The 13,060-nt window shown below is 60.4% G+C and carries 12 protein-coding genes; 3 read left to right on the forward strand and 9 right to left on the reverse strand.

Annotation, left to right across the window (positions count from 1 at the left end; translation table 11 throughout):
* Window positions 1–26: 26 nt before the first annotated feature.
* Together ptsP and ACCD00_RS03260 are read right to left on the reverse strand one after the other, a co-directional pair.
* Window positions 27–2,306, reverse strand: a complete 2,280-nt coding sequence (gene ptsP / locus ACCD00_RS03255; protein WP_413421864.1) for a phosphoenolpyruvate--protein phosphotransferase — start codon at window positions 2,304–2,306, stop codon at window positions 27–29.
* A gap of 22 nt (window positions 2,307–2,328) precedes the next feature.
* Window positions 2,329–2,808, reverse strand: a complete 480-nt coding sequence (locus ACCD00_RS03260; protein WP_003229203.1) for an RNA pyrophosphohydrolase — start codon at window positions 2,806–2,808, stop codon at window positions 2,329–2,331.
* Window positions 2,809–2,951: 143 nt separating this feature from the next.
* Here ACCD00_RS03260 and ACCD00_RS03265 point away from each other — a divergent pair, with 143 nt between their 5' ends.
* Complete coding sequence (locus ACCD00_RS03265; RefSeq protein WP_413421867.1) at window positions 2,952–3,608, forward strand: HAD family hydrolase; 657 nt, start codon at window positions 2,952–2,954, stop codon at window positions 3,606–3,608.
* A 106-nt stretch (window positions 3,609–3,714) separates the two neighbouring features.
* Here the strand turns inward: ACCD00_RS03265 and ACCD00_RS03270 are convergent, their stop codons facing one another.
* Both ACCD00_RS03270 and ilvA read right to left on the reverse strand, forming a co-directional pair.
* Window positions 3,715–4,140 carry a DUF2269 domain-containing protein gene (locus ACCD00_RS03270; RefSeq protein ID WP_007976406.1) on the reverse strand — a complete coding sequence of 142 codons (426 nt, stop codon included), beginning with the start codon at window positions 4,138–4,140 and terminating at the stop codon, window positions 3,715–3,717.
* Window positions 4,141–4,179: 39 nt separating this feature from the next.
* Entirely contained in the window at window positions 4,180–5,694 is a 1,515-nt protein-coding gene (gene ilvA, locus ACCD00_RS03275; RefSeq protein ID WP_413421869.1) for a threonine ammonia-lyase, biosynthetic, read from the reverse strand.
* A 269-nt stretch (window positions 5,695–5,963) separates the two neighbouring features.
* Here ilvA and rpiA point away from each other — a divergent pair, with 269 nt between their 5' ends.
* A complete protein-coding gene (gene rpiA / locus ACCD00_RS03280) occupies window positions 5,964–6,638 on the forward strand; it encodes a ribose-5-phosphate isomerase RpiA (RefSeq protein WP_413421871.1) in 675 nt (224 codons plus the stop codon).
* A 141-nt stretch (window positions 6,639–6,779) separates the two neighbouring features.
* Here the strand turns inward: rpiA and ACCD00_RS03285 are convergent, their stop codons facing one another.
* The 4 genes from ACCD00_RS03285 to ACCD00_RS03300 form a co-directional block, all read right to left on the reverse strand.
* Window positions 6,780–7,703 (reverse strand): SdiA-regulated domain-containing protein, encoded by a 924-nt coding sequence (locus ACCD00_RS03285; protein WP_413421873.1) that lies wholly within the window; start codon window positions 7,701–7,703, stop codon window positions 6,780–6,782.
* A gap of 118 nt (window positions 7,704–7,821) precedes the next feature.
* Complete coding sequence (locus ACCD00_RS03290) at window positions 7,822–8,748, reverse strand: SdiA-regulated domain-containing protein (RefSeq protein ID WP_413421875.1); 927 nt, start codon at window positions 8,746–8,748, stop codon at window positions 7,822–7,824.
* A gap of 257 nt (window positions 8,749–9,005) precedes the next feature.
* On the reverse strand, window positions 9,006–9,671 hold the full coding sequence (locus ACCD00_RS03295) for a fumarylacetoacetate hydrolase family protein (protein ID WP_413421877.1): 666 nt from the start codon (window positions 9,669–9,671) through the stop codon (window positions 9,006–9,008).
* Between the two features lie 37 nt (window positions 9,672–9,708).
* Window positions 9,709–11,103, reverse strand: a complete 1,395-nt coding sequence (locus tag ACCD00_RS03300; protein WP_175391110.1) for an FAD-binding oxidoreductase — start codon at window positions 11,101–11,103, stop codon at window positions 9,709–9,711.
* A 206-nt stretch (window positions 11,104–11,309) separates the two neighbouring features.
* Here ACCD00_RS03300 and serA point away from each other — a divergent pair, with 206 nt between their 5' ends.
* Window positions 11,310–12,539: a phosphoglycerate dehydrogenase gene (gene serA / locus ACCD00_RS03305; protein WP_007976393.1), complete on the forward strand. Its 1,230-nt coding sequence runs from the start codon at window positions 11,310–11,312 to the stop codon at window positions 12,537–12,539.
* Window positions 12,540–12,601: 62 nt separating this feature from the next.
* On the opposite strand, the gene ACCD00_RS03310 is transcribed toward serA, so the two are convergent.
* Window positions 12,602–13,027, reverse strand: a complete 426-nt coding sequence (locus ACCD00_RS03310; protein WP_008015365.1) for a DUF4399 domain-containing protein — start codon at window positions 13,025–13,027, stop codon at window positions 12,602–12,604.
* Window positions 13,028–13,060 lie beyond the last annotated feature (33 nt).

Here is a 13,060-nt window from a genome sequence, read left to right on the forward strand (position 1 = left end):
TTGCTCGCGAAGGGCACGCCGCAGATCTAGAGGGGCTTGACCGCAGCCGGATTGATCATCCGCGCCAGCCCGAGGTTCTTCAGCGCCAGCTGCAGCGAGCTGTGAATCACTTGCGGGTTGTCGATGGTCATAAGCTCCGCCAGCAGCTCCTTGGCCTTGCTCAGGTTGATTTGGCGCAGCATCCACTTCACCTTCGGCAAGTTGGTGGCGTTCATCGACAGGCTGTCGAAACCCATCGCCATCAACAGCACGGCCGCCGCCGGATCACCGGCCATTTCGCCGCAGATGCTCACCGGCTTGCCTTCGGCATGGGCGTCGCGCACTACGGTTTGCAAGGCTTGCAGCACCGCCGGGTGCAGGTAGTCGTAAAGATCGGCCACCCGCGGGTTGTTGCGGTCCACGGCCAACAGGTACTGGGTCAGGTCGTTGGAACCGACCGAAAGGAAGTCCACTTGCCGCGCCAGTTCCTTGGTCTGATACACCGCCGCCGGAATCTCGATCATCACGCCAACCGGCGGCATCGGTACGTCGCAGCCTTCGTCGCGCACTTCGCCCCAGGCCCGGTGGATCAGGTGCAGGGCTTCTTCCAGCTCATGAGTGCCGGAGATCATCGGCAGCAGAATCCGCAGGTTGTTCAGGCCTTCACTGGCCTTGAGCATGGCCCGGGTCTGCACCAGGAAAATTTCCGGGTGGTCGAGGGTGACGCGAATGCCGCGCCAGCCGAGGAACGGGTTGTCTTCCTTGATCGGGAAGTACGACAGCGACTTGTCGCCGCCGATGTCCAGGGTGCGCATGGTCACCGGTTGCGGGTGGAACGCGGCGAGCTGCTCGCGGTAGATCGCCAATTGCTCCTTTTCGCTCGGGAAGCGCTGGTTGATCATGAACGGCACTTCGGTGCGGTACAGCCCGACGCCTTCGGCACCACGCTTCTGCGCCCGCGCCACGTCGGCCAGCAAGCCGGTGTTGACCCACAGCGGCATGCGGTAGCCATCGACCGTGATACACGGCAGATCGCGCAACGCGTCCAGCCCCAGGGCCAGCTGTTTCTCTTCCTCGACCACTTCGGCGAACTGCTTGCGCAGCACGTCGCTGGGGTTTGTATAGACCTCGCCCCGGTGCCCATCGACGATCATGTCGATGCCATCGACTTTGGAATACGGCAGATCGACCAGGCCCATTACCGTCGGAATACCCATGGCGCGTGCCAGGATCGCGACGTGGGAGTTGCCGGAACCGAGTACCGAAACCAGGCCCACCAGCTTGCTTTCCGGAACCTCGCCGAGCATTGCCGGCGTCAGTTCCTCGCTGACCAGAATGGTGTTGTCGGGGTAGACCAGGGTTTGCTGGCGCTCTTCCTGCAAATAAGCCAGCAGGCGCCGACCGAGATCCTTGACGTCCGAGGCACGCTCGCGCAGGTAAGCGTCATCCATCAATTCGAAACGGTTGACGTGATCGGTGACCACCTGGCGCAACGCGCCCTGGGCCCACTGGCCGGTCTTGATCACAGTGGTGACTTCGTTGCCCAGCGCGGCATCGTCGAGCATCATCAGGTAGACGTCGAACAAGGCCCGCTCTTCCGGGCGCAACTGCGTGGCAAGCTTGGCGGACAACGCGCGCATGTCGGCGCGTACGCCTTCGATAGCGGTCTTGAACAGCCCCAGCTCGGCTTCGATGTCGGCGATGCTCTTGTCGGGCACCACGTCCAGGTCCGCCGGTGGCAGCATGACCACCGCGGTGCCGACCGCCGCACCCGGCGAACCCGGCACGCCGATGAACTTGGCTTCCTGGATGCCTTTGCCCTGACGACCGAGGCCACGGATCGAACCGGTGGCTTCGGCGTGGGCGATAACGCCGGCGAGCTGCGCGCTCATGGTCACGAGGAAGGCTTCTTCACCTTCATCGAACTGACGACGTTCTTTTTGCTGGATGACCAACACGCCGACGACGCGGCGGTGGTGAATGATCGGCGCCCCGAGGAACGAGGCGTAGCGCTCCTCGCCGGTTTCGGCGAAGTAGCGGTAGCGCGGGTGATCCGCGGCGTTTTCGAGGTTCAGGGGTTCTTCACGCGTGCCGACCAGGCCGACCAGACCTTCATTGGGGGCCATGCTGACCTTGCCGATCGAGCGCTTGTTCAAGCCCTCGGTGGCCATCAGCACGAAACGGTTGGTCTCGGGGTCAAGCAGGTAGACCGAGCAGACCTGGCTGCCCATGGCCTCTTTGACGCGCAACACAATAATCCCCAACGCCGCCTTGAGATCCTTGGCGGAGTTAACTTCCTGGACGATCTTGCGCAGCGTATTGAGCATGGCTCGGGGTCGAACTCCGTCGTCAGTCGCGCGCTAAAAGGCGCGGGGCAAGCTCTTTGAGAGCGCGTCGATACACCTCGCGCTTGAATGTCACCACCTGGCCCAACGGATACCAATAGCTGACCCAGCGCCAGCCATCGAACTCCGGTTTACCGGTCAAATCCATCCGCACCCGCTGCTCGTTGGAGATCAGGCGCAGGAGAAACCATTTCTGTTTCTGGCCGATGCACAGCGGTTGGCTGTGGGTACGTACCAGACGTTGCGGCAAACGATAGCGCAACCAGCCCCGGGTGCAGGCGAGAATTTCAACATCTTCGCGCTCCAGGCCCACTTCTTCGTTCAACTCGCGGTACAAGGCGTCTTCCGGCGTCTCTTCGGGGTTGATTCCCCCCTGCGGAAACTGCCAGGCATCCTGATTGATTCGGCGAGCCCATAGCACCTGGCCGGCGTCATTCGTCAGAATGATCCCGACATTGGGGCGAAATCCATCGGGGTCGATCACGGCAACAACCTCGCAAACGCATGTCGCCGCATTGTTCCACAAAGGTCGTGAAGGCGGCAACGAAGGTTCCTACCTTATGTGCACTCTTGTGAAAAGACCGTATTCTTGTCGCCTTTTTACTGACTTTTCAGCGGGTAACTGCAATGCGCCTGGCTTTATTCGATTTGGACAACACCCTTCTGGGCGGTGACAGCGATCACGCCTGGGGCGATTACCTGTGCGAGCGCGGCCTTCTCGACGCCGTTGCCTACAAGACTCGCAACGATGCGTTCTACCAGGATTACCTGGCCGGCAAACTGGATAACGCTGCTTACCTGAACTTCTGCCTGGAAGTCCTCGGTCGCACCGAAATGGCCACGCTGGATCAGTGGCACAGCGACTACATGCGCGACTGCATCGAACCGATCGTGCTGCCCAAGGGCCTTGAGCTGCTGAAGAAGCACCGCGATGCCGGCGACAAACTGGTGATCATCACGGCGACCAACCGCTTCGTCACAGGTCCCATTGCCGAGCGTCTGGGCGTCGACACCCTGATCGCCACCGAGTGCGAAATGGCCGAGGGCCGCTACACCGGGCGCAGCACCGATGTGCCGTGCTTCCGTGAAGGCAAGGTGACAAGGCTCAATCGCTGGCTGGAGGAAACCGGGTTTACGCTGCAAGACAGCTACTTCTATAGCGACTCGATGAATGATTTTCCGTTGCTGGAGCAGGTGACCAACCCGGTGGCGGTTGATCCGGATCCGAACCTGCGGGCCGAGGCCGAGAAGCGTGGCTGGCCGGTGATCAGCCTGCGCGGCTGATATCGCCTTACTGTAGGAGCGAGCTTGCTCGCGATGGTCGTTAACGATAACGCGGGGCACCTGATGCCCCGCGGCGATCTTGAGTTTTTCGCGAGCAAGCTCGCTCCTACACAGGCTTGGCCCCCATCAACCCGGCAATGGCGATAAAACAGACAAAGCTGAACAACGCCAGGGCAAAGGTGAATTTACCCACGCCCCCCGGCGCCTTGCGCAGCTTGTTCAGTCGCACCAGCAACCAGAACCACGCCAGTGCCGCCACCGTGTAAAGCACGCTGGAGGCCAGCAACCAGGTCTGCCCCAGCGGCCAGCCCACCAGATGCACCATCCACCAGCCGGTAAACGGCATGCTCAGCAGCGCCAGCCCCATCAACAGCCAGACAAATACACGTGGCCGCTGCAGGGTGCGGCTTCCCGCCGTCGCATCACCCTTGCGTCGCGCAAGCAAAACCCAGACTCCCAGACCCAGCGCACAAGCCAGCAATACAACAGTGGCCACCATGTGCGCCGCTTTCAGGGCAGTTAACGTTTCCATTGTTCGATTTCCTTATGACCTGCCCATCAGCGTAGCCCTTTAGCCAAGAAACAGCTGATAGGCCGGGTTGTCGCTTTCGTCCCAGTACGGGTAGCCGATTTCTTCCAGCGCCGCCGGCACCAGGTGGCGCTCGTCGTGGGGCACTTGCAGGCCCGCGACGACCCGGCCATCCGCCGCGCCATGGTTGCGGTAGTGGAACATCGAGATATTCCAGCGCCCGCCGAGCTTGTTGAGGAAGTTGAACAGCGCGCCCGGACGCTCCGGGAATTCGAAACGCAGGATCACTTCATCGACCACATGCGCCGCACGCCCGCCCACCATGTGGCGGATGTGCAGCTTGGCCAGTTCGTTGTCGGTCAGGTCCAGCACCGGGAAACCTTGCTCGCTCAGGCTGGTGATCAGTGCGCTGCGCGGGTCGTTTTCCGGGTGGGTCTGTACGCCGACAAAGATGTGCGCTTCGCTGCCGGTGTTGTAGCGGTAGTTGAATTCGGTGATCTGGCGCTTGCCGATAGCCTCGCAGAACGCCTTGAAGCTGCCCGGTTTTTCGGGAATGGTCACGGCGATGATGGCTTCACGACCCTCGCCCAGCTCCGCTCGCTCGGCGACGTGGCGCAGGCGATCGAAGTTGACGTTGGCCCCGGAGTCGATGGCCACGAAGGTCTGGCCGCTGACACCGTGCTGCTCGACATACTTCTTGATCCCGGCCACGCCCAAGGCGCCGGCAGGTTCGGTGATCGAACGGGTATCGTCGTAGATATCCTTGATGGCAGCACAGATTTCGTCGGTGCTGACGGTGATCACTTCATCGACATGATCTTTACAGATGTCAAAGGTGTGCTGACCGATCTGGGCCACCGCAACACCGTCGGCAAAGAGGCCCACGGTCGGCAACACCACGCGCTCACCGGCGGCCATGGCGGCTTGCAGGCAATTGGAGTCGTCCGGCTCGACGCCGATGATCTTGATGTCCGGGCGCAGGTACTTCACGTACGCGGCGATGCCGGCGATCAGACCACCGCCGCCGACCGGGACGAAAATCGCATCCAATGGTTGCGGGTGCTGGCGCAGAATCTCCATCGCCACGGTGCCCTGCCCGGCAATGGTGTGGGGATCGTCGTAGGGGTGAATGTAGACGTAGCCTTTTTCGTCGACCAGTTTCAGCGAGTAGGCCAGGGCTTCCGGGAACGAATCGCCATGCAGCACCACTTTGCCGCCGCGGGAACGCACGCCTTCGACCTTGATCTCCGGGGTGGTCTTGGGCATGACGATGGTCGCTTTCACACCCAGCACCTTCGCCGCCAGTGCCAGGCCTTGCGCATGGTTGCCCGCCGACGCGGTGACCACGCCGCGAGCGCGCTCTTCGTCGCTCAACTGGGTCAACTTGTTGTAGGCGCCGCGAATCTTGAACGAGAACACCGGCTGCAAGTCTTCGCGCTTGAGCCAGATGCTGTTGCCCAGCCGCTCGGAGAGCTGGCGGGCAGTCTGCAACGGGGTTTCTACGGCAACGTCATAAACGCGCGAGGTGAGGATCTTTTTGACGTACTGTTCAAGCATCGGAAAGCATCACTGAGCGGGTTGGGCAGGACCATGGAGTCTAACCCGGCTTTTGTCCGCACGACCACCTGTTGTAGGAGCGAGCTTGCTCGCGAGAAACCCAAAGGCGCCGCGGGGTACCTGGTTTTACGCGTTATCGTTCACGTCCATCGCGAGCGAGCTCGCTCCTACAGGGAACGGTCACGAACCGCCAATCGGGCAATGACCTTCCCCGCCCCGAAGCCTATAATGCCGGCCTTTCGTTCTCTCTTCGGCACTTCGGAGCCCGCATGACCCAGGATCAACTCAAACAGGCAGTGGCTCAGGCCGCCGTCGACTTCATCCTTCCGAAACTCGACGACAAGAGCATCGTCGGGGTCGGCACCGGCTCCACCGCCAACTGCTTCATCGATGCCCTGGCCCGACACAAGGGCGCATTCGATGGCGCCGTCGCCAGTTCCGAAGCCACCGCCGCGCGCCTCAAGGGCCACGGGATTCCGGTGTACGAACTGAACACCGTCAGCGACCTGGAGTTCTATGTCGACGGCGCTGACGAGAGCGACGAGCACCTGAACCTGATCAAGGGCGGCGGCGCTGCCCTGACCCGCGAGAAGATTGTCGCGGCCGTGGCCAAGACGTTCATCTGCATCGCCGACGCCAGCAAACTGGTGCCGGTGCTCGGCAACTTCCCGCTGCCGGTGGAAGTGATCCCAATGGCCCGCAGTCACGTGGCCCGTGAGTTGGTAAAGCTCGGTGGCGACCCGGTCTACCGTGAAGGCGTAGTCACCGACAACGGCAACATCATCCTCGACGTGTTCAACATGCAGATCACCAATCCGGTGGAGCTGGAGACGCAGATCAACGCGATTGTCGGCGTGGTCACCAATGGTTTGTTCGCGGCACGTCCGGCGGATCTGTTGCTGCTGGGTACAAGCGAAGGCGTGAAGACCCTGCGCGCTGAGTAATTTGTGGATAGATGAAACCTGTGGGAGCGACGGTGCGGCGATCCGACTTGCTCGCGAATGCAGGCTGTCAGTTGACATCTCTATCGACTGACACGCCCCCTTCGCGAGCAAGCCCGCTCCCACAGGGTCATGCGTTGTTTGTCAGGGCTGTGGTTTCTTGAAGACGTAAAACAGGTTCGGCTCACTCACCAGGTACAGCGTGCCGTCATCTCCCATGGCGATCCCCTCCCCTTGCGGCACGTTTTTCTGCAGACCCTGGCTCCCCTTGCTCAATGACATTGTGCTCAGCGGACGCCCATCCACATCCAGCTCCAGAATCAACCGCGACTCATCCGACAGCGCCAGCAAATGCCCGCTGCGTTCGTCGTATTGCAGGCTCGACAGGTCTCGTACAAACAACCCGGCATCACGCTTGGAGTTATTGATCACGTGCACCGAGTAGGATTCTTCAGGGTTGAAGCGCGGAAAGCCGTGTACCTCGTAGATCAGCATCGGGTCGCGCTCCTTGGCCACGAACAGGCGCTTGCCCACCGAGTCGTACGCCAACCCCTCGAAGCCCTTGTTGTTGCTCATGTTTACGCCGATGGTCACTTGTTCGGCGTCTGCCGCGTCGACGAAGGTCGTGTCCTGCTCCAGATGAATCTTGATCAGACGCTGCTGGCTTTCGTCAGCGACCACGTAGGTGTCGGCACTGATGAACTCCACCGCCTCGGGATCGCCGAAACCGACCAGTGCCACACGGCGCAAAATCCTGCCGTCGAGGGACAACTCGATCAACTCGCTTCGCTTGTTGGTAACGGTGAACAGGCTTTTGCGCACCGGGTCGTAGGTCAACGCTGAAACGTTGTCAACCTGGCTATCGATCACCTGCGCTTCGGTCACGACCTGATATTGGTCAAGGCCCATGGACCGGGAACTCACCGGCTGCCACAGCACGTGCAGATTGAACCAGGCGCGTTCGAACAGGCGCTGGTACTGACCGAGCGCAATCAGCGCGATCAGCGCGATCAGCGAGACTACCGACAGGATCAGAATCAGGGATTTGGGGCGGGCAAATCGATGCATTCGGGCGGGCTCGGGTTCAAGACAGGCGGATGAAATATCACGCCTGTCTGAACTGAAGCTTAATGGCCACGGACCCGATTCTACAACCGAGCACAGGCAATCCTGCAAATCGTAAACGTCAGTGCTGTTTTTCGAAGCGATAAAACAGGTTCGGCTCACTCACCATGTACAGCGTGCCCGCGTCATCCATGGCCACGCCTTCGGCACGCGGAATGGTATTTTTCAGGCCGTTGAAGCCACGCAACAGGGTAATGAAACTGACTTGTTCACCCTTCTTGTCCAGCTCCAGCAGCAGGTGCGAATCGGCGGACAGCACCAGCATGTGGCCGGTCCGCGGGTCGATCGCCAGTGCCGAGAGGTTGCGCATATCCAGCGCATGGCTGGCCAGCTTCAGCTTGTCACCGGTGAGGACCTTGCCGTCACCTTTCCAGGCAAACAATGCCGGCGGACGCTCTTCGCCCAGCACCAGCTGCTGATTACGCGAATCCCAGGTGACACCTTCGAAGGCCTTGTTCTGGTCTTTGGAAGGCCCCAGGTCGTATTTCGGGAAATCGACGATGTTCAGCTCGCGGGTGTCGGCATCGACCTTGACGATGGTGATCAGGTGATCGCGTTCATCGACAATCGCCAACAGGCCGTTACCCAGCACGGTAACGCCTTCAGGATTGCTCCAGCCCACCAGCGGCATTTTGCGCAGCACATCGCCCTGCAAGTTCAATTCGACCAGGAACGGGTTCTTGCCCATGACCGAAAACAGGGTTTTGGTCTGGGGGTCATAGGCCAGGTCCGACGCCTCGTCCTTCTCCATGCCCGGCAACGGCTTGGCATCGATCACCGCCCGGTAGTCCGGAAGCCAGATACTGGCCTGACGCTCGGCCGGGCTCTTGAATTGCTCTTTCACCCAGAGCACGCCCCGCGCATCCCAGTGCATGGCAAATGCAACGCCGTAGGCGACAACGGCCACCAGCAGTAGCCAGATTTGCCAACGCAGGGCGAAGCGTGAGCGGCGGGCAGGTTTAAGCGTGGATAGCGGTGGAGTGGCCATTGGGGAATGCGTTCCAGAAATTCAGGCTAGGGGTAATAGCACAATTTGCGGCCGGCTCAGAGGCCGAAAGCCCTGAAATTATCCAGAGAGGATGTGAAAAAAACGGGAAATGACAGGATGAGCCTTTTACAGGCCACCACAAAACCAATGTGGGAGCGGGCTTGCTCGCGAAAACGGTGTGTCAGGCAACACTTATGTTGACTGTCACTCCCTCTTCGCGAGCAAGCCCGCTCCCACAGGATACAGCGGTGTTACAACTAGCGAACGCTGCTGGTAAACCGGCTGGCGCCCGGCAACTCCAGAACGATCTCATCTCCGACATTCAGCGGACCAACGCCCACTGGCGTGCCGGTGAGGATCACGTCCCCGGCCTGCAACGAGAAGCAGCCGGCCATGTGCTGGATCATCGGCACGATCGGGTTGAGCATTGCGCCGCTGTTGCCGTCCTGGCGCACTTCACCGTTGATGGTCAGGCGGATGCCGATGTCGGTCAGGTCGGCAAAGGTGCTGCCGGACACGAACGGAGCAATCACTGCCGCACCGTCGAAGGACTTGGCGATTTCCCAAGGCAAACCCTTGGATTTCAGCTCGGCCTGCTTGTCGCGCAGGGTCAGGTCCAGGGCCGGAGCGAAACCGGAGATGGCGTCGAGCACTTCTTCACGACTCGGCTTGGTCGACAACGGCTTGCCGATCAAGACCGCGATTTCCGCTTCGTAATGCACCGAACCGCGCTCGGTTGGAATGCTGAAGCCGCCTTCCAGCGGCACCACGCAGCTGCCCGGCTTGATGAACAGCAGTGGCTCGGTCGGCACCGGGTTATCCAGTTCCTTGGCGTGTTCCGCGTAGTTACGGCCGATGCACACCACTTTCCCTAGCGGGAAATGAATGCGCGTACCGTCGACATACTGGTGCTGATAGCTCATGGACCGACTCCTGGTTCGTAGCTCTTGAATTCGAAAATCAAACAGCGAAGATCTTGCCCGGGTTCATGATGCCGTTCGGGTCGAACACCGCCTTGACGGCCTTCATGTACTCGATCTCAACCGGTGAACGGCTGTAGGTCAAGTAGTCACGCTTGGTCATGCCCACGCCATGCTCCGCGGAGATCGAACCGTTGTATTTCTCGACGGTTTCGAACACCCACTTGTTGACGGTGGCGCACTTGGCAAAGAACTCATCCTTGCTCAGGTTATCCGGCTTGAGGATGTTCAGGTGCAGGTTGCCGTCGCCGATGTGGCCGAACCAGACGATTTCGAAGTCCGGGTAGTGTTCGCCGACGATCGCGTCGATTTCCTTCAGGAACGCCGGGACTTTCGACACAGTGACCGAGATGTCGTTCTTGTACGGCGTCCAGTGGGAAATGGTTTCGGAGATGTATTCGCGCAGCTTCCACAGGTTCTGCAACTGGGTTTCGCTCTGGCTCATCACGCCGTCCAGTACCCAGCCCTGCTCGACGCAGTGCTCGAAGGTTTCCAGGGCGTGGTTGGCCACTTCTTCGGTGGTCGCTTCGAATTCCAGCAGTGCGTAGAACGGGCAGTCGGATTCGAACGGCGCTGGGACATCGCCCCGGGCCATGACCTTGGCCAGGGCCTTGTCGGAGAAAAATTCGAAGGCGGTCAGGTCAAGCTTGCTCTGGAAGGCGTGCAGCACCGGCATGATCGAGTCGAAATCGGCGGTGCCGAGCACCATCGCGGTCAGGTTTTTCGGCGCGCGGTCCAGGCGCATGGTCGCTTCGACCACGAAACCGAGGGTGCCTTCGGCGCCGATGAACAGCTGACGCATGTCGTAGCCGGTGGCGTTCTTGATCAGGTCGCGGTTCAGCTCCAGCACGTCGCCCTTGCCGGTGACGACTTTCATGCCGGCCACCCAGTTACGGGTCATGCCGTAGCGAATCACCTTGATCCCGCCGGCATTGGTGCCGATGTTGCCGCCAATCTGGCTCGAACCTGCCGAAGCGAAGTCCACCGGGTAGTACAGGCCTTTTTCTTCGGCCACGTTCTGCAGGTGCTCGGTGACCACGCCCGGCTGACAAACGGCGGTGCGGTCAGTGAGGTTCACGTCGAGAATCTGGTTCATGTAGTCGAACGACACGACCACTTCGCCATTGGCTGCCACGGCAGCGGCGGACAACCCGGTACGACCGCCGGACGGCACCAGCGCCACCTTGTGTTTATTGGCCCACAGGACAATGGCCTGGACCTGCTCGGTGGTCTTGGGGAACACGATGGCGGTCGGGGCCGGGGCGAAATGCTTGGTCCAATCCTTTCCATAAGCATTCAGGGAGTCGGCATCGGTCAGCACCTTGCCAGGCTCAACCAGGGTCTTCAGCTCATCAATCAGGGCAGGATTGGTCATCGACAGAACTCTCGAACAATTCATGGTCATCCTGAGAACGCTTCACGTCGCAGGAATGAGTGTTTAGCGGGGCGCATATGCTAGCATACCGACCCCGCAGCATAGTGCCCAACGGCTGTTCTGCGGCGACGGCTTTCCTGCCGTGCGGGTCAGCTCCGGGCTGCTCCCTTCCCTGCCATTTTTCTCCGGGATACAGGTTTACGCAGATGAGCAAGACTTCTCTCGATAAGAGCAAGATCAAGTTCCTTCTTCTCGAAGGCGTCCACCAATCGGCTGTCGACGTCCTCAAGGCGGCGGGCTACACCAGCATCGAGTACCTCACCGGTTCTCTGCCGGAAGCCCAGCTCAAGGAAAAGATCGCTGATGCTCACTTCATCGGCATTCGCTCGCGCACTCAACTGACCGAAGAGATCTTCGATCACGCGAAGAAGCTGGTGGCTGTAGGGTGTTTCTGCATCGGCACCAACCAGGTCGACCTGGACGCTGCCCGCGAACGCGGCATCGCCGTGTTCAACGCTCCGTACTCCAACACCCGCTCCGTAGCGGAACTGGTGCTGGCCGAAGCGATCCTGCTGTTGCGCGGCATCCCTGAGAAGAACGCTTCCTGCCACCGTGGCGGCTGGATCAAGAGCGCGGCCAACTCCTTCGAGATCCGCGGCAAGAAGCTGGGCATCGTCGGTTACGGCTCGATCGGTACGCAACTGTCGGTCCTGGCTGAAGGCCTGGGGATGCAGGTGTACTTCTACGACACCATCACCAAGCTGCCATTGGGCAACGCCACCCAGGTAGGCAACCTGCACGAGCTGCTGGCGATGTCCGACATCGTTTCGCTGCACGTACCGGAAACCGCCGCCACCCAGTGGATGATGGGCGAGAAGGAAATCCGCGCCATCAAGAAAGGCGGCATCCTGATCAACGCCGCCCGCGGCACCGTGGTCGAGCTGGACCACCTGGCTGCTGCCATCAAGGACAAGCACCTGATCGGCGCGGCCATCGACGTATTCCCGGTGGAGCCACGCTCCAACGACGAAGAGTTCGAAAGCCCGCTGCGTGGCCTGGACAACGTGATCCTGACCCCGCACATCGGTGGCTCTACCGCCGAAGCGCAGGCCAACATCGGCCTGGAAGTCGCAGAGAAGCTGGTCAAGTACAGCGACAATGGTACTTCGGTATCGTCCGTGAACTTCCCGGAAGTGGCCCTGCCGGCTCACCCTGGCAAGCACCGCCTGCTGCACATCCACGAAAACATTCCGGGCGTGCTCAGCGAGATCAACAAGGTCTTCGCCGAAAACGGCATCAACATCTCCGGTCAGTTCCTGCAGACCAACGAGAAGGTCGGCTACGTGGTGATCGACGTCGACGCCGAGTACTCGGACCTGGCGCAAGAGAAGCTGCAACACGTCAAGGGCACCATCCGTAGCCGGGTGTTGTTCTGATCGCGACTTGAGCGACAAAAAAAGGGAGCCTTCGGGCTCCCTTTTTCATTCACGCAACAACGTTACTTGACGTTGACGGTGATTTTCTCGGAAACGATCGGCGGATCGAACGGCATGTGGTTGCTATCGCCCAGTTCAAGCTGCAGGGTGTGTTTGCCCGGCGTGAGCGTAATTTCAGCCTGGGTCTGCGCACCGCCGAAATGCAGGTGGTTGGCATCCTTGGGGATCGGCGCACCGGCGGCTGGCAGCTCATCGACGTCGATCAGCACGTGGTGGTGACCGGTGTTCTTGGTGGTATCGCCCGCCGGTGCCAGGGCAATGTTCTCGACCGCGAACTTGACGACGACTGTCTGTGGAATCGTCGCACCGTCCTTGGGAGAAACAATGGACACTTCGGCGCCTTTCGGAGCCGGCGTTGCAGCACTGGCCAGCACCGAAACACCCATCAACAGGCCAGCCAAAGCAGCACGTGACATAAAGGTTTTCATTCTCTTCTCCAGTTTTTCCATAAAATCCGCGTG

The sequence above is a fragment of the Pseudomonas sp. Pseusp3 genome (assembly GCF_047304225.1).
Classification (GTDB): domain Bacteria; phylum Pseudomonadota; class Gammaproteobacteria; order Pseudomonadales; family Pseudomonadaceae; genus Aquipseudomonas; species Aquipseudomonas fluorescens_CD.

Excerpts from the sequence above, each read along its gene's own strand:
- ptsP (WP_413421864.1), bottom strand. The coding sequence starts at position 2,306 with ATGCTCAATACGCTGCGCAAGATCGTCCAGGAAGTTAACTCCGCCAAG.
- ACCD00_RS03265 (WP_413421867.1), top strand. The coding sequence starts at position 2,952 with ATGCGCCTGGCTTTATTCGATTTGGACAACACCCTTCTGGGCGGTGAC.
- ACCD00_RS03270 (WP_007976406.1), bottom strand. The coding sequence starts at position 4,140 with ATGGAAACGTTAACTGCCCTGAAAGCGGCGCACATGGTGGCCACTGTT.
- ilvA (WP_413421869.1), bottom strand. The coding sequence starts at position 5,694 with ATGCTTGAACAGTACGTCAAAAAGATCCTCACCTCGCGCGTTTATGAC.
- rpiA (WP_413421871.1), top strand. The coding sequence starts at position 5,964 with ATGACCCAGGATCAACTCAAACAGGCAGTGGCTCAGGCCGCCGTCGAC.
- ACCD00_RS03285 (WP_413421873.1), bottom strand. The coding sequence starts at position 7,703 with ATGCATCGATTTGCCCGCCCCAAATCCCTGATTCTGATCCTGTCGGTA.
- ACCD00_RS03290 (WP_413421875.1), bottom strand. The coding sequence starts at position 8,748 with ATGGCCACTCCACCGCTATCCACGCTTAAACCTGCCCGCCGCTCACGC.
- ACCD00_RS03295 (WP_413421877.1), bottom strand. The coding sequence starts at position 9,671 with ATGAGCTATCAGCACCAGTATGTCGACGGTACGCGCATTCATTTCCCG.
- ACCD00_RS03300 (WP_175391110.1), bottom strand. The coding sequence starts at position 11,103 with ATGACCAATCCTGCCCTGATTGATGAGCTGAAGACCCTGGTTGAGCCT.
- serA (WP_007976393.1), top strand. The coding sequence starts at position 11,310 with ATGAGCAAGACTTCTCTCGATAAGAGCAAGATCAAGTTCCTTCTTCTC.
- ACCD00_RS03310 (WP_008015365.1), bottom strand. The coding sequence starts at position 13,027 with ATGAAAACCTTTATGTCACGTGCTGCTTTGGCTGGCCTGTTGATGGGT.